The sequence below is a fragment of the Micromonospora sp. ABR4_055 genome (genome assembly GCF_056160425.1).
In genome coordinates, this window is sequence record NZ_JBSWXD010000020.1 from 13449 (window position 1) to 28501 (window position 15053).

Annotated in this window: 18 protein-coding genes; 12 read left to right on the plus strand and 6 right to left on the minus strand. The window is 72.9% G+C overall.

Annotated features, from left to right (window positions below):
- Positions 1-6: 6 nt before the first annotated feature.
- Genes ACXAHD_RS07825 through ACXAHD_RS07840 form a run of 4 tightly spaced genes read left to right on the plus strand, consistent with a single transcriptional unit; the run spans position 7 to position 4124 of the window.
- Positions 7-1464: a PfkB family carbohydrate kinase gene (locus ACXAHD_RS07825; protein ID WP_281555543.1), complete on the plus strand. Its 1458-nt coding sequence runs from the start codon at positions 7-9 to the stop codon at positions 1462-1464.
- Positions 1461-2156 carry an SDR family oxidoreductase gene (locus ACXAHD_RS07830; protein WP_289212692.1) on the plus strand — a complete coding sequence of 232 codons (696 nt, stop codon included), beginning with the start codon at positions 1461-1463 and terminating at the stop codon, positions 2154-2156. Before ACXAHD_RS07825 ends, ACXAHD_RS07830 begins: the two co-directional genes overlap by 4 nt.
- Positions 2153-3157, plus strand: coding sequence for a glycosyltransferase family 9 protein (locus tag ACXAHD_RS07835; protein WP_281554451.1), 1005 nt, complete (start codon positions 2153-2155; stop codon positions 3155-3157). Before ACXAHD_RS07830 ends, ACXAHD_RS07835 begins: the two co-directional genes overlap by 4 nt.
- Positions 3138-4124 (plus strand): DNA topoisomerase IB, encoded by a 987-nt coding sequence (locus tag ACXAHD_RS07840; protein ID WP_281554452.1) that lies wholly within the window; start codon positions 3138-3140, stop codon positions 4122-4124. The genes ACXAHD_RS07835 and ACXAHD_RS07840 overlap by 20 nt, the downstream gene beginning before the upstream one ends.
- On the opposite strand, the gene ACXAHD_RS07845 is transcribed toward ACXAHD_RS07840, so the two are convergent.
- From ACXAHD_RS07845 to ACXAHD_RS07860, 4 genes are all read right to left on the minus strand, one after another.
- On the minus strand, positions 4116-4913 hold the full coding sequence (locus ACXAHD_RS07845; protein ID WP_281554453.1) for a TerC family protein: 798 nt from the start codon (positions 4911-4913) through the stop codon (positions 4116-4118). The genes ACXAHD_RS07840 and ACXAHD_RS07845 overlap by 9 nt on opposite strands.
- 100 nt (positions 4914-5013) lie before the next feature.
- On the minus strand, positions 5014-5517 hold the full coding sequence (locus ACXAHD_RS07850; RefSeq protein WP_289212693.1) for a hypothetical protein: 504 nt from the start codon (positions 5515-5517) through the stop codon (positions 5014-5016).
- A 55-nt stretch (positions 5518-5572) separates the two neighbouring features.
- Positions 5573-7210, minus strand: a complete 1638-nt coding sequence (locus ACXAHD_RS07855; protein WP_475049436.1) for a RecQ family ATP-dependent DNA helicase — start codon at positions 7208-7210, stop codon at positions 5573-5575.
- 97 nt (positions 7211-7307) lie between these two features.
- Positions 7308-7442, minus strand: coding sequence for a hypothetical protein (locus tag ACXAHD_RS07860; RefSeq protein ID WP_281554456.1), 135 nt, complete (start codon positions 7440-7442; stop codon positions 7308-7310).
- Positions 7443-7580: 138 nt separating this feature from the next.
- Between ACXAHD_RS07860 and ACXAHD_RS07865 the strand changes: the two genes are divergently transcribed.
- The gene (locus ACXAHD_RS07865; protein WP_475049441.1) at positions 7581-9275 is read left to right on the plus strand and encodes a glycoside hydrolase family 3 protein; all 1695 of its coding nucleotides are present in this window, start codon (positions 7581-7583) and stop codon (positions 9273-9275) included.
- Here ACXAHD_RS07865 and ACXAHD_RS07870 read toward each other — a convergent pair.
- Both ACXAHD_RS07870 and ACXAHD_RS07875 read right to left on the minus strand, forming a co-directional pair.
- Positions 9231-10325 carry a PQQ-dependent sugar dehydrogenase gene (locus ACXAHD_RS07870; protein ID WP_281554458.1) on the minus strand — a complete coding sequence of 365 codons (1095 nt, stop codon included), beginning with the start codon at positions 10323-10325 and terminating at the stop codon, positions 9231-9233. The genes ACXAHD_RS07865 and ACXAHD_RS07870 overlap by 45 nt on opposite strands.
- Positions 10318-10596, minus strand: a complete 279-nt coding sequence (locus ACXAHD_RS07875; protein ID WP_348650124.1) for a GNAT family N-acetyltransferase — start codon at positions 10594-10596, stop codon at positions 10318-10320. The genes ACXAHD_RS07870 and ACXAHD_RS07875 overlap by 8 nt, the downstream gene beginning before the upstream one ends.
- Positions 10597-10790: 194 nt before the next feature.
- Between ACXAHD_RS07875 and ACXAHD_RS07880 the strand changes: the two genes are divergently transcribed.
- From ACXAHD_RS07880 to ACXAHD_RS07910, 7 genes are all read left to right on the plus strand, one after another.
- Positions 10791-11180 (plus strand): hypothetical protein, encoded by a 390-nt coding sequence (locus tag ACXAHD_RS07880; RefSeq protein ID WP_475049479.1) that lies wholly within the window; start codon positions 10791-10793, stop codon positions 11178-11180.
- A gap of 108 nt (positions 11181-11288) precedes the next feature.
- Positions 11289-12053 carry a DUF1206 domain-containing protein gene (locus ACXAHD_RS07885; protein ID WP_348650087.1) on the plus strand — a complete coding sequence of 255 codons (765 nt, stop codon included), beginning with the start codon at positions 11289-11291 and terminating at the stop codon, positions 12051-12053.
- Positions 12054-12138: 85 nt separating this feature from the next.
- Positions 12139-13392: a mechanosensitive ion channel family protein gene (locus tag ACXAHD_RS07890; protein ID WP_281554461.1), complete on the plus strand. Its 1254-nt coding sequence runs from the start codon at positions 12139-12141 to the stop codon at positions 13390-13392.
- A 50-nt stretch (positions 13393-13442) separates the two neighbouring features.
- A complete protein-coding gene (locus ACXAHD_RS07895) occupies positions 13443-13865 on the plus strand; it encodes a phage holin family protein (RefSeq protein ID WP_281554462.1) in 423 nt (140 codons plus the stop codon).
- Positions 13862-14170, plus strand: a complete 309-nt coding sequence (locus ACXAHD_RS07900; RefSeq protein ID WP_281554463.1) for a DUF3618 domain-containing protein — start codon at positions 13862-13864, stop codon at positions 14168-14170. Before ACXAHD_RS07895 ends, ACXAHD_RS07900 begins: the two co-directional genes overlap by 4 nt.
- On the plus strand, positions 14167-14439 hold the full coding sequence (locus ACXAHD_RS07905; protein WP_281554464.1) for a DUF4235 domain-containing protein: 273 nt from the start codon (positions 14167-14169) through the stop codon (positions 14437-14439). The genes ACXAHD_RS07900 and ACXAHD_RS07905 overlap by 4 nt, the downstream gene beginning before the upstream one ends.
- A gap of 293 nt (positions 14440-14732) precedes the next feature.
- A complete protein-coding gene (locus ACXAHD_RS07910; protein WP_007075740.1) occupies positions 14733-14936 on the plus strand; it encodes a cold-shock protein in 204 nt (67 codons plus the stop codon).
- Positions 14937-15053 lie beyond the last annotated feature (117 nt).

Genomic DNA, 15053 nt, shown 5'->3' on the forward strand with positions numbered 1-15053 from the left:
CCGATCGTGGTGGTCGGCGACACTCTGCTCGACCGGGACGTCGACGGCGCGGTCACCCGGGTCTGCCCGGACGCCGCCGCGCCCGTGCTCGACGAGCGGTATGTCACCGACCGGCCCGGTGGTGCCGGGCTGGCCGCGGTGCTCGCCGCCGGGCAGGGGCACCCGGTGGTACTGGTCAGCGCGCTCGCCGCCGACCCGGCCGGATGCCGGCTCGCGGCGCTGCTCGCCGCAGCCGGCGTGGACCTGCATCCATTGCCGTTGGCCGGCGCGACCGCCGAGAAGATCCGGCTGCGAACCCGGGGTCAGGTGCTGCTGCGGTTGGATCGGGGCGGGGACGGCCGGGTGCACGGCGATCTGCCGCCGGCCACCGCCGAGGTACTCGCGGCTGCGGCGGCGGTGGTGGTCAGCGACTATGGCAGGGGAGTCGCGCGGATGCCGGGCCTGCGGGCGGCGCTGGCGGCGACCGGCGCACCGGTGGTGTGGGATCCACATCCGCGCGGTCCGGCGGCGGTCGCCGGTGCCCGGCTGATCACCCCCAACGAGGCCGAGGTCCGCCAGTTGACCGGGCAGCCTGTCGGGGACACCCGCGTGGCCACCGCCGCGCGTGGCGCTGACGAGCTGCGTCGCCGCTGGCGGGCCGGGGCGGTCGCGGTGACGATGGGCGGCGACGGTGCGCTGCTGTGCCACGCCGGTAGCGTGCCGCTGATGGTGCCGACGCCGATCAGCACCGACGGGGACACCTGCGGCGCGGGGGACCGGTTCGCCACCGCGGCGGCTACGGCGCTGGCCGCCGGAGCCGTGGTGTCCGAGGCGGTCCAGGCGGCGGTTGCCGAAGCGTCCCGGTACGTCGCCGACGGCGGTACGGCCGGGCTGCGTCGGCTACTGGCCGGGCCCGACCAGGCTGCGGTGCCGGTGGAGACCGGGGCGCTGGCTACGGCGGCGGCGGAGCAGGTCGGTCCGCGCGCCGCCGGGTCGCTGGCCGCCCGGGTACGGTCCGCCGGGGGCACCGTGGTGGCCACCGGCGGCTGCTTCGACCTGCTGCACGCCGGACACGTGTCGGCGCTGCAGGCCGCCCGGCAACTGGGTGACTGCCTGGTCGTCTGCGTCAACTCCGACGCCAGCGTGGCCCGGCTGAAGGGGCCGCAGCGGCCGGTGGTCGGCGAGCGTGACCGGGCCCGGCTGCTCGCGGCACTGGGCTGCGTGGACGCGGTGGTCGTCTTCGACGAGGACACCCCGCACGCGGTGCTCAGCTGGCTGCGGCCGGACATCTGGGTCAAAGGTGGCGACTACGCCGGTGGCGGCACCGCCGAGCCGGACCTGCCCGAGGCCGAAATGGTACGCCGGTGGGGCGGGCAGACGGCGATCGTGCCGTACCTCGACGGCCGCTCCACCACCGGCATGATCGCCGCCGCCCGGGCCGCGCGGCCCGTCCCGTCGACCACCACTGTGGAGGAATCACCGTGACGAACCATTCCGGCGGCCCGGCGGTGCTGGTCACCGGCGGCGCGAGCGGTCTCGGGGCAGCCGTCGTCGACCTGCTGGCCAAGTCCGGATACCGGCCGTGCGTCATCGACCGGCAGCCGCCAGTGGACGGCGTTCCCTGGCTCGACTGCGACCTGGCCGACACCCGGGCCGCCGAGGCCGCCACCCACCGGCTCGCCGAGCAGACCGGCGGGCTGAGCGCGGTCGTCACCGCAGCTGGGATGGACGTGCCGGGCCGGCTCGCCGACACCCCCGCCGAGGTGTGGGAACGGGTCGTCACGGTCGACCTGCTGGCCACCGCGGCGGTGATCCGGGCGGCGCTGCCCTGGCTGACCTCGGTCGGCGGTTCGGTGGTGACGATCGCCTCCACTCTGGGAATGAAGGCGGTAGGTGACGCCACCGCGTACTGCGCGGCCAAGTTCGGGGTGGTCGGGTTCACCCGGGCGTTGGCGGCCGAACTCGCCGGCACCGTCGGCGTCACCCTGCTGGTGCCCGGCGGGATGCGGACCGCGTTCTTCGACGAGCGCGATGCCCAGTACCGGCCGGCGGCCGACGCCGCGCTCAACGACCCCGACAACGTGGCGGCGGCGGTGCTGTTCGCGTTGCAGCAGCCGGCCGGGTGCGCGGTGCGCGAGATGGTGATCTGCGCGGACCGGGAGACGTCCTACCCGTGATCCTGGTGCTGCGGGCCCTCGGCATCGGCGACCTTGCCACCGCCGTACCGGCGCTGCGCGGGCTGCGGGCCGTCTACCCGGCCGAGACGATCGCCCTGGCCGCGCCGACCTGGCTGGCCCCGCTGGCCGGCCTGACCGGCGCGGTGGACCGACTGGTGCCGCTGTCCGGGCTGGACGCGGAGCTGGCGCTCGGATGCAGCCCGGACTGGGCGGTCAACCTGCACGGTTGTGGCCCGCAGTCGCACCGGTTGCTCGCCGCGACGCGGCCGGGCCGGTTGTGGGCGTACCGGTGTCCGGCGGCGGCGCACCACGACGGCCCGCCGTGGCGCGACGACGAGCACGAGGTGGTGCGGTGGTGCCGGTTGCTCACCTGGTACGGCGTCGACTGCGACACCACCGACCTGCTGCTGCCCCGTCCGGTACCGGACCGGGTGCCGGTCGGGGTGACCGTGCTGCACCCCGGTGCGGCGGCGCCGCGCCGCCGGTGGCCGGTCGACCGGTTCGCCGAGCTGGCCGGTCGGCTGACCGCCGCCGGGCACCGGGTGGTGGTGACCGGGTCGGCACCCGAGCGCCCGCTCGCCGAGGCGGTCGCCACCGATGCCGGGCTGCCCGGCACCGCGGTCCGCGCCGGGCGGATGGACCTCTACCAGTTCGCCGCGCTGCTGGCGCACGCCCGCCTGCTGGTCGCGGCCGACACTGGCGCGGGGCACCTGGCAACGGCCTTCGGTGTACCGTCGGTGCTGCTGTTCGGTCCCACCTCGCCGGCCCGCTGGGGCCCGCGGGTGCACCGGCCGCGGCACCGGGTGGTCCACTACCCGCTGCTGTCCGCCGGGGCCGAGGAGCCGGCGGCCCTCCCCACAGCCGCCGACTCCGCAGCCGGCGACCCGCCGGCCGCCGATGGACCGGCCGCCGACTGGCACCCGTCGATGGCCGCCATCTGCGTCGACGAGGTGCTCGCCGCGATCGGCGAGGTGGAACGCGATGCGCTTGCGGCGCAGTGAACTGCACCGACCGGGATACCGACGCCGTCACCGGGGCCGGGGGACCGCCTTCCTCGACACCCGGGGCCAGCCGGTCACCGACCCGGCGGAGCTGAAGCGGCTGCGTGAACTGGTGATCCCACCTGCCTGGCGGGACGTGTGGATCTGTCCGCACCCGTCCGGTCACATCCAGGCCGTCGGTGTGGACGCGGCCGGCCGGCGGCAGTACCTCTACCACCCCCAGTGGCGGGTCCGTCGGGACGTTGCCAAGTTCCAGCACGTCCGGCGGGTCGCGGACCGGCTGCCCCGGCTGCGGAACCGGGTCGACGCCGATCTGCGTGGCCGGGGTCTGGGCCGGCAACGGGTGCTGGCCGCCCTGGTGCGCCTACTGGATCTTGGGATGTTCCGGATCGGCAACGACCAGTACGCCGCCGGCGACGAACCCACCTTCGGGGTGGCGACGCTGCGGCCCGCACACGCCCGGATCGAGCGGGGTTGTGTGGTCCTCGAGTTCCCGGCCAAGGGTGGCGTCGCCCAGGTCCGGCGGATCGACGACGCGCAGGTGTGTGCCGTGCTGCGGGCGTTGCGTCGTCGCCGGCACGACGGGCAACGGCTGTTCTGCTACTGGGACGGGCGGCGCTGGCGGGACGTGCACAGCGACGAGATCAACGAGTACCTGCGTCAGGCCAGCGGCACCGAGATGACGGCCAAGGACTTCCGTACCTGGCATGCCACCGTGCTCGCCGCGACCCGGCTGGCGGCCGTCGGCGTGCCGCGCTCGGCGGCGGCCCGGCGGCGGACGGTGGCCGCGGTGATGCGGGAGGTCGCGGAGCTGCTCGGCAACACCCCCACCGTGGCCCGCGCCTCCTACGTCGACCCCCGGGTGGTCGAGTCGTTCAACCAGGGCCGGGTGGCCCGGCTCGCCGCCGTCGAGCCCAGTCGGACGGCCGCCGAACAGGCGGTCCGTCGACTGCTTCCGTTACGCTGAGTCGGCCCGGTCGGCGCTGTCCGTACCGCCGGACGCCGCCGGCTGCTCCTTGACGAACGTCGGGTGCAGGCTGACCGGTGCCGCCGCCTGTTTGCGCGACCGTAGCCGCAGGTTGAGGAACTCCACGAAGACGGAGAACGCGATCGGCCCGTACACGTACCCCTTGGGGATGTGGTGGCCGAGCCCTTCGGCGATCAGGCTGCCGCCGATCAGCAACAGGAACGACAGGGCCAGCATCTTCACCGTCGGATGCTGGTTGACGAACCCGCTGACCGCCCCGGCCGACACCAGCATGATGACCATCGCGACCACCACGGCGGCGACCATGATGAACAGTTGGTCGACCATGCCCACCGCGGTGATCACCGAGTCGAGCGAGAACACCACGTCGAGCACCAGGATCTGGGCGATCACCCCGGCGAACGACGCGGTCTTGCCGCTACTGGCGTGGTCGGCGCCCTCCAGGTGCTCGTGAATCTCGTAGGTCGCCTTCGCCAGCAGGAAGCCCCCGCCGAGCAGCAGGATCAGGTCACGACCGGATATCTCCTGCCCGAACACCTCGAACAGTGGTGCGGTCAACCCGATCACCCAGGACAACGAGGCGAGCAGCAGCAGCCGGGTGACCAGGGCCAGTGACAGCCCGATGGTGCGGGCCCTGGCCTGCTGGTGCTCGGGCAGCCGACCGGCGAGGATCGAGATGAACACAACGTTGTCGATGCCCAGCACGACTTCCAGCAGCAGCAGGGTCGCGAACGCGATCCACAACTCGGGGCTGGTCAGAAGCTCCATCGATGCTCCCGGGAGAGGGGTGTCCACCGGGCCGGTGCGGCCCGCGATCCCAGACCGTACTGGCGGCGGTCAACCGCCCGCACACCGGGAGTCCTCCCATTCAGTCGTTGAGCACGTGGGCGAGCCGGTCGCGGAACCGCCGCTCCGACTCGGTCACCGCCTCGCCGCCGATACCCAACACCCCGCCGGTGCTCGCGGCGCCTACCACCTGTTCGGCGATGCCGACCAGCCAGTGCTTGTACGCCCCGGCCTCACCGTCGTCCACCCGGTCTGCGAGCAGTCGGGCCGCCGCACCCGCCCGGGCCAGCACGTCGGCGATCAGCGCCTGCGGGTCGGCCGGTTCGATCACCGGCAACTCCTCGCCGGTCTCCGGATCGCCGACCCGGCTGACCAGTTCCCCGGCGACCGCGGTGACCAGCGGGCTGGCCGACTCCCGGCCGGCGCCGATCGTCTCCAGCCCGGCGGCGTTCTCCGCCCGGGTCCGCCGTCCACCGTCGGACTCGGCCGCGCTGGCCGCGTTCAGCACCGCCTGCGGCAGCCCGACCAGCAGCCCCCATTCCTCGTCGGAGAACCCGAGTTCGGTGTACACCGGCAGTTCCGTCACGCTTTGCCCCTCTCAACCTGCTGTCCGCCGGACCGGTGTCCGACGGTGGCGATCCTCAGCGCTGCTCGGCGGCCAGCAGACCCTGGTCGCTGACCACCGGCACCGACAACGTCTTGTAGCCGACACCGTCGAACAGGACCGTCATCCGGTCCTGCTCGTACCCGAGCACCAGGCCGGCCCCCCATTCCGCGTGTCGCACCATACTGTGTACCGGGAACGGGCCGGCGGCGCCGTCGTCGGCGGTACTGGTCCCGGCGTGGCAACTGTCGCAATGACCACAGACGTCCGTCACATGCTCCCCGAAGTAGGCCAGCAGCCCCCGGGTGCGGCAACCCGTCGCCTCGGCGAAGGCCCGCATCATGTCGGTACGGGAGCGCTGCACGGTCTGGCGACGTCCGGCCGCCGCCACCGCGTCGGCGGCGGCCCGCGCCGGGGTCGGCGCGTAGAAGGGACGGACGGTCTGGGTGCCGGCGACGGTCCGGGCCGCGCCCACCTCTTCCAGCAGGGCGAGCAGCTGGCTCAGCTTGCGGGCGCCGAGCCCGGTGCGGCGGCGCAGCTCGGCGCGGGTCGCCGGCTCGACGTCCAGCACCTCGGCGACGTCCCGCAACTCGTCATGATCGGGCGGGCTGGTGGTGAAGTACCGCTGCAGACCGATGTCCTCGGCCCGCCACAACAGCAGCGCCCGGGCCGGCCGGCCGTCCCGGCCGCCGCGACCGATCTCCTGCAGATAGCTGTCGGGCGAGTCCGGCAGCGCGGTGTGCGCCACCCACCGTACGTCCGGTTTGTCGATGCCCATGCCGAAAGCGGACGTCGCCACCATGACCGGCACCTGCCCGGCGAGGAACTCGTCGTGCAGCTGCTGCCGGGCGGTGGCCGACATCCCGGCGTGGTAGCAGCGGGCCGGGTAGCCGGCGGCGACGAGCTGACCGGCCAGGTCTGTCGCGGCCCGCCGGGTCGGCACGTAGACGATGCCGGGCGGCTGTTCCACGTCGAGCAGGGCGACCAGCCTGCGCCACCGGTAGTCCTCGGTTGGGCAGTGGGCCACCTCGAGGAACAGGTTGTCCCGGTCGAGTCCGGCCACCACCAGGTGCGGATCGGTCAGCCCGAGCCGGTGGACGATGTCGTCGCGCACCGGCGGCGAGGCGGTGGCGGTCAGCGCCACCACCGGAGGGCGGCCCAACTGCTCCACCAGGTGGCCGACGGCCAGGTAGTCGGGTCGGAAGTCGTGCCCCCAGGCCGAGACGCAGTGCGCCTCGTCGACCGCGACCAACGCCGGGGACAGCTGACGTACCTCGGCCAGGCGGTCCGGGTCGCACAGCTGCTCCGGTGTGGTGAACAGGAACCGGGCCCGACCCTCACGGACGTCGTCGAGCGACGCCCGTCGCTGGGCCGGGCTCTCCGCGGAGCTGATCCTTACCGCCCGCAGCTCGGCCTGGCCGCGTTGGTTGAGCGCGGCGATCTGGTCCTGCTGCAGCGCGAGCAGCGGAGAGATCACCACGGTCGGGCCGGGCAGCATGGTGGCCGGGATCTGGTAGACGGCCGATTTTCCGGCGCCGGTGGGCAGCACCACCAAGGCGTCGCGGCCCTTCAGCAGGGCCCGCATCGCGCCGAGTTGGCCGGGCCGCAACGCTGACCAGCCGAAGCGTTGGCGCGCAGCGCGGCGCAGCCGGGGTGAGTGCAGGGGCAGCTTCATCGGATTCCGTGGTTACCCGGCGCCGACCACGGCCAAACGGCCGGTCGGTCCGGTGACCGGTCCGGCCGACCGGTCGGGGCGCTCGCCGGACCCGCGCTCACCGCCCTTTGCCGAACATTGCCCGCAACGCGGCGAGCAGGAGCAGGACACCGAGGACGGCACCGATCACCTGGACACCGGGGATGTCCTGCCAGCTGGTCTCCTCGGCGGCGTACTGGACGAACGGAACCACTCACGCACTGTGCCACACCGGGGCTGCCCGGCGACAGACCGTGCCGTACGGCGGGACCGGCGTCGTCGCCGCAGCGCGGGTCCCGGTTAATAGGAAGGTTTATTGACTAAAACTGTCCGTGATGTGAACATGAGCCGCATGGCCGATTCCAGTCCCAGTGTGCGGCGGATGGCGGCCACCGTGCTGCAGCCCGGATTCCTCGGCACCGGCCCACCGGACTGGGTGCGCCGGTGGGTCGCCGACGGGTTGGGCGCCGTGGTGCTGTTCGCCCGTAACGTCCGCGACCCCGAGCAGGTCGCCGCGCTCACCGCCGCGCTGCGCGCCGAACGGCCGGACGTGCTGGTCGCCATCGACGAGGAAGCCGGTGACGTGACCCGGATCGAATCCGGACACGGCAGCTCCCGACCCGGCAACCTGGCCCTCGGCACGGTCGACGACCCGGAACTGACCCGGCGGGTCGCCTACGATCTCGGCCTGGAGCTGGCCGGCGCGGGAGTCACCGTCAACTACGCCCCGGTTGCCGACGTCAACTCCAATCCGGACAATCCGGTGATCGGGGTACGCGCGTTCGGCGACGATCCGCGCCTGGTAGCCCGGCACACGGCCGCCTGGATTCGCGGGCTGCAGGACGCCGGAGTCGCCGCCTGCGCCAAGCACTTCCCCGGACACGGTGACACCAACGTGGACTCCCACGACGCCGTGCCCCGTATCGACGCCGACCGGATCCGGCTGGACGCGGTGGAGCTGACCCCGTTCCGGGCCGCCATCGCCGCCGGCACCCGGACGATCATGACCGGACACCTGCTCGTGCCGGCGATCGACCCGGCCAACCTGGCCACCCTCAGCCGTGCGGTCCTGGTCGACCTGCTGCGGGACCGGCTCGGGTTCACCGGCGCGGTGATCACCGACGGGATCGAGATGCGGGCGGTGACCCGGCGCTTCGGTCTGGCTCGCGCGACCGTCCGGGCGCTCGCCGCCGGGGTCGACGCGGTCTGCGTGGGCGGCGAACACGCCGACGAGGAGACCGTCCGGCGACTGACCGACGCGATCGTCGACGCGGTCGTCACCGGTCGGTTGCCGGCCCAGCGGCTGGCCGAGGCGGCGGAGCGGATCCGGCAACTGGCGGCCTGGTCGGTGCGGCACCGCCAACCGCACGGCAACGGCTCCGTGCCGGACAGCAACGGGGCCACCACGCTGGTGTCCGCCGGAGCGCCGACCGGCCCGGTACGGTCCGCCATCGGGCTCACCGCCGCCCGGCGCGCGCTGCGGATACGGGCCGAGACCCAGCTGCCACTGACCCGGCCCGCGTACGTGGTGGAGTTCGCGCCGCCGCACAACATCGCCATCGGGGCCGAGACTCCGTGGGGCATCGGCCAGGCCCTGGCCGCGCTGCGGCCCGGGACGCTCACCGTCCGACTGACCGAGCGGGATCTCGACGCGTCGACGGCGGCCGAGGTGGCTGGCCGACCGGTCGAGCCGCTGGACACCGCGCTGCTCGCCGCCCGCCACCACGCCCTTGTCCTGGTGGTCCGCGACCTGCACCGGCATCGGTGGATGTCGGTGGCGGTCGACCGCGCGCTCACCGTCCGACCCGACGCCGTCGTGGTCGAGATGGGGGTACCGGTCCGGGTCACCGGTGACGTGCACCTGTCGACCTACGGGGCGAGCTGGGCGAACAGTCGGGCCGCCGCCGAGCGGCTGGCCGGTTGGCAGACGTCGGTGGCCAGGACCGGCACGCCGGGTCCGACGGTGCCTGTCCCGACCGGGCCGGACCCTACGGCGGACCGGTCAGCCGCTGATCCGCAGGATCCGGTCGTCGTCGCCGGTGGGTGAACCGCGCCCGTCCCGGTTCGAGGTGAGCACCCACAGGCTGCCGTCCGGCGCCACCGCCGCGTGCCGCAGCCGGCCGTACTCGCCACTGAGCAACGTCTCGGCGTCGGTGCCGTCCGGGGCGACCCGGTACAGCCGCTGGCCACGCAGACACGCCAGCCAGAGCCGGCCCTGGTGGTGGGCGAGACCGCTGGGGGAGGCGTCCCGGGGGGCCCAGGTGGCCACCGGATCGACGAACTCCGCCCGGTCGGCCACCCCCTCGACCTCCGGCCAGCCGTAGTTGCCGCCGGCCTCGATTGGGTTCAGTTCGTCGTGCCGGTTCTGCCCGAACTCGCTGGCGTACAGCTGCCCGGCCGGATCCCAGGCCAGTCCCTGTACGTTGCGGTGGCCGAGGCTGAACACCGGCGACCCGGCAACCGGGTTGTCCGCCGGGACGGTGCCGTCCGGTCGCAGCCGCAGGATCTTGCCGGCCAGCCCGGTCGGGTCCTGCGCGGCCCCCCGCTCGCCGGCGTCACCGGTGCCGACGTACAGCATGCCGTCCGGACCGAAAGCGATCCGGCCGCCGTTGTGGGTCGACGCCCGGGGAATCCCGGTCAGGACCGGCTCAGGGGACGTCGTCGGGCCGTCTGGCCCGAGCCGGAACCGAACGATCCGGTTGTCCTCGGCACCGGTGTAGTAGAGGTAGACCCAGCCGTCGGTGGCATGCTGCGGGGACACCGCCACGCCGAGCAGGCCGCCCTCCCCGTCCGGGACAACCCCGTCGACCCCGGTGATCTCCCGGGTGCTGCCCTGCGCGTCCACAGCCAGCAACCGCGCGGTGTCCCGCTCCGTCACCAGGGCCGTGCCGTCCGGTAGGAACGCGAGATCCCATGGTGCGGCGAGTCCGGTCGCGACGACCTCGACGTCGGCCGACGCCTCGGGCGCGTCGGAGATCGTCGGATCGCTGAACCAGCCGAGCCAGCCGCCTGCCGCCACCACCGTGGCGGCCAGCACGAGTACGCCGGCCACCGCGACCGCCGTACGCGCCAGGCCGGGCCGGCGCTGCTCAGTCACCGGCGACCAGCGCGGCGAACTCGGGATGCCGATCGATGTAGGCGGCGATGAACGGGCACTGGGGCACCACCTGCTCTCCACGGTCGCGGATCTGACTGAGCAGCCCGTGGGCGAGGGCGTCACCGGCACCTCGTCCCCGGTACGCGGGATCGATCTCGGTGTGCGTCACGGTCACCGTCGCCGGACCCGGACGGTAGCTGGCGAACCCGGCCAGGCCGTCGTCGATCAGGATCTCGAACCGGTTTCGCGCCGGATTGTCCTCCACCAGCATCGTCACGGTCGGACACCTCCTCGGTTCAGGGGCCGACTCGCCTCAAGGCCGACTCAGCCGGGGCCGACGCGGTCGGCAGGCCGGCACGGCTTCGAGCCTAACCGTCGGCCCGCCGCCTCGCCGGCTGGGTGCGGTGGCTGGCACGAGTGCTCCGGGGCGCCGTCACGAGCGCCAAGTACGCTTGGCCGGTGACCATCGCACCCCAGCTGCCATCCGCCTCCAGCGCCGCCCGATCCACCAGCCGGCGGGCCGGTACCACCTCCCGGATCGCCGCTCTGGCCGCCGGGTTGGCGTTCGGCGCGGCGTTGCTCGCCGGTTGCAGCTCCGAGGGCGCCAGCACCGACTGCGGGCTGGACGCCTGCACGGTGACCTTCTCCCGGGGAGTCGAGGCCAGTGCGAGCTTTCTCGGCATCGAGGCCCGGTTGATCGGCGCCGAGAGCGACCGGGTCACTGTCGAGGTGGCCGGCGAGCAGGTCACCCTGACCGTCGGCGAGCAGGCCACCGAGGTCGGCGGGTTCGACGTGAGCCTTGAGCGGGCCACCGATTCGGAGGTGGCGATCCGGGTCGCCCGGCAACTGGGCTGACCACCGGTCGGGCACGTTTGGTGGCGGCGCTGACCGGTCATATGGAGCGCCATGCCGAAAACCAGGGATGCCCAGCGCACCGCCCACCAGCTTGGTAACAGTCGATCCTTGAAGCTGCTCGCCAGAGCCGGCTTCCTCGGGTACGGCCTGGTGCACCTGCTGGTGGCCTGGCTGGCACTGCAGATCGCCTTCGGCCGCCCGGCCGCCGACGGCGACCAGTCCGGCGCGCTGCGTACCCTCGCCGCGCAGCCGCTCGGCGGGGTGCTGCTGATCGCCGTCGCGGTCGGGTTGGCCGCGATGGCGGTGTGGCAGGGCATCGAGGCCGCCGTCGGGCACCGTGCCGAGCAGGGCAACAAGCGGACGGTCGAACGGGTCATCTCGGTCGGGCGGACCGTGGTCTACCTGTCCTTCGCCTGGACCGCCGTCCAGGTGTTCCGCAACGCCAACGCCGACACCGCCGACCAGCAGCAGGCGATGAGCGAACGGGTGATGTCCGCCCCCGGCGGCCGGTGGCTGGTCGGGTTCGCCGGCCTGGTGGTGATCGGCATCGGTGCCGGGATGGTCGTCAACGGCGTCACCCGGCGGTTCGCCGAACACCTGCGGACCGGGGCGATGAACGCCCGGGTGCGCAAGGTCGTCTGCCGGCTGGGTACGGCCGGCTACGTCGCCAAGGGTGTCGCCTACGGCACCGCCGGGGCGCTGCTGGTGACCGCTGCCGTCCAGTTCGAGCCGGAGCAGGCCCGGGGCCTGGACGCAGCCCTGCACACCCTGCGCGAGCAGGCGTTCGGGTCTGTCCTGTTGGCACTGGTAGCGGCCGGCTTTGCCGCCTTCGGTGTCTACTGCTTCGCCCAGTCCCGCTACCGGAAAGTGTGATCTAGCACCCATGGCATGGCCCAACTTCACCCGGCATCATTGACCTTTTGTCACTATTGATGGCGATGTGGAGGGGGATCCATCCGTGCATCCGGTTGTCTGGACGGTGCTCGTCACGGTCGCGGCGGCGGTACTCGCGGTGACCGCGGTGGCGATCGGCCACCGGGTCGTCCGGCGTCTCGGCCGACGTTCCGTACTGCTCGCCGAGGTCTCGACCCACGCGCACCGGGCGACGCGGGCGGCCGCGACCGTGACGGCCATTCAGCTCGCGGTCCGTTTCTCGACCGGTTACGCGGTCGGTGAGCCGTGGCGGCGTACCACCTTGCACCTGCTGGTCCTCGCGATGATCGCGGCGTGTGCCTGGCTGGTCGGGGCGCTGCTGCTGGCCATGGAGGACACCACGCTGGCCCGGTTCCGCACCGACGTGCCGGACAACCGGCACGCCCGCCGGCTGCACACCCAGGTGGTGATGCTGCGTCGGGTCACCATCGCCGTGATCGTCATCCTCACCGTCGGGGTGATGCTGATGACCTTCCCGGCGGTACGCGGTGTCGGCGCGAGCCTGCTCGCCTCCGCCGGGGTGATCGGTGTGGTCGGCGCGCTGGCCGCGCAGAGCCTGCTGAGCAACGTCATCGCCGGGCTGCAGTTGGCCTTCAGCGACGCGGTTCGTATCGACGACGTCGTGGTGGTCGAGGGTGAGTGGGGCCGGATCGAGGAGCTGACGCTCAGCTACGTGGTGGTGCACATCTGGGACGATCGGCGGCTGATCCTGCCCACCTCCTACTTCACCACCACGCCGTTCCAGAACTGGACCCGGACCAAGGCCGCGGTGCTGGGCACCGCCGAGTTCGACCTGGACTGGTCGGTTCCGGTCCAGGCCATGCGCGAGGAACTGCGCCGACTGGTGGAGGGCACCGAGCTGTGGGACGGCCGGGTGTGTGTGCTGCAGGTGACCGACGCCACCGGCGGTACGGTCCGGCTGCGGGCCCTGGTCAGCGCCGCCGACTCGCCGAGCCTGTGGGATCTGCGGTGCCAGGTCCGCGAACACCTGGCCAGTTGGGTCCGCGAACAGCGACCGACCGCGCTGCCCCGGTGGCGGGCCGAGGTCGGCGACGGGGACAGCCTGCTGGACTGGCTGGACCTGCGGCACCGGCCGGTCACCGGCGGGCAGCGCAACGGCCGTCACCCGGCCGGACCGGTTACGTCCACCACTGGCGGCGGGCACGAGGTACCCGACGACGCCCGGCTGTTCGGTGGTGACGCCGAGGGCGACGCCCGTGCGTCGGTCTTCGTCGGACCCGAGGAATCCGCCGCCGGGGATCGCAGTCAGCAGGATTGACGAAGGTCCGGGCCGGGCATACAGCGGCGAACAGCGGGAAAGGAGGCACCATGGCCGACACTTTGCACCGGCCGCCCGCCGAGCGGTCCACCGCGGAACTCGTGCAACAGGCCGGTGAGCAGATATCGCGACTGGTGCGCGACGAGATCGCGCTCGCCCGTGCCGAACTGACCGAAAAGGGAAAGCATGCCGGACTGGGGATCGGGCTGTTCGGCGGTGGCGGGGTCATCGCGCTCTACGGCCTCGGTGTGCTGATCGGCGCCGGCGTGCTGCTGCTCGCCCAGGCCTGGCCGCCGTGGCTGGCCGCCCTGGCCGTCGCGGTGCTGCTGTTCCTGGTCGCGGGCGTGTTGGCGCTCGCCGGGCGACGGCAGGTCCGTCAGGCGGCACCGCCGGTGCCGACGGCGGCGGCGGACAGCGTACGGGCGGACGTGACGGTGGTCGGCGCGGCAATGAAGCGGGGGCGGCAGTCGTGACGTCGCACAACGGCAGGTCCGGTAACGGCACCGGCGATCTTGACCTGCTCCGGGCCGAGATCCGGCAGACCCGGGCCGAACTGGGCCAGACGGTGCAGGCGCTGGCCGCTAAGACCGACGTGAAAAGCCGGCTGCGGCTGGGGGCCGACCGCGCCCGGCTGCGGCTGCGTGATACGGCCCGACAGGCGGCGGCCACGGCGCGCCGGCCCGACCGGCGTACCGTCACGGTCCCGGCCCTGGTGGTGGCCGGCACGGTGGTGACGGTGGTACTGGTGTGGTTGACGAGGAGAGGGAGGCGCGGGTGAGCAAACCGCTCAACAAGTTGGCCTACCGGCCGGTCGGCCTGGTGCTCGGCCTGGCGGCGGGTGCCCTGGCCGGGGCGATATTCCGGCAGGTGTGGAAGCTCGCCGCCGGCGACGACGAGGCACCCAACGCCATCGACGAGGAGCGTGGTTGGGGCGAGGTGCTGGCTGCGGCCGCACTGCAGGGGGCGATCTTCTCAGTCGTCCGGGCCGCGGTGGATCGCGGCGGCGCGACCGGCGTGCGCCGGCTCACCGGCCGTTGGCCGTCGTGAGCGCCGCCGCCGCTGGTCAGAGGCGCGACGACCAGACCGGACCGGGCCCGGACGGCGACCAGATTCGGGCACGCCACGAGGGCGCGAACGGCGTCTCAGGTCACATGTCGGAGACGTTCGTCAGGTAGGCTGTGCGAAGTTTTTGCGTACGTGGTTTGCTGTCCACGCTGTTGCGAGACAGCGTGGGTTGAGAGAAGTCCTCCTTCGTCGGGGGCCACCTCAGGCGCCGCTGCTCGAAAACGGCCAACCGGCCGCACGGCGTGCTTGGCCGCCAGTTTCAGAAGGAGATACACATGGCGCAGGGAACCGTGAAGTGGTTCAACGCAGACAAGGGCTTCGGCTTCATCACCGTCGACGGCGGGGGTGCTGACGTGTTCGTCCACTTCTCGGCCATCCAGACCAGCGGCTACCGCACGCTGGAGGAGAACCAGCGGGTCGAGTTCGAGATCGCCCAGGGCCAGAAGGGTCCGCAGGCCGAGCAGGTCCGCCCGATCTGACCTCGGTCGCCGGTGCCGTCCGGCGGTCGGGCTGGCACCGACCCGCGAAGGTCGTGACGAGGGCCCCGTTGTTTCTGCCGGCACAACGGGGCCCTCGCTCGTGCGCGACCGGGCCCC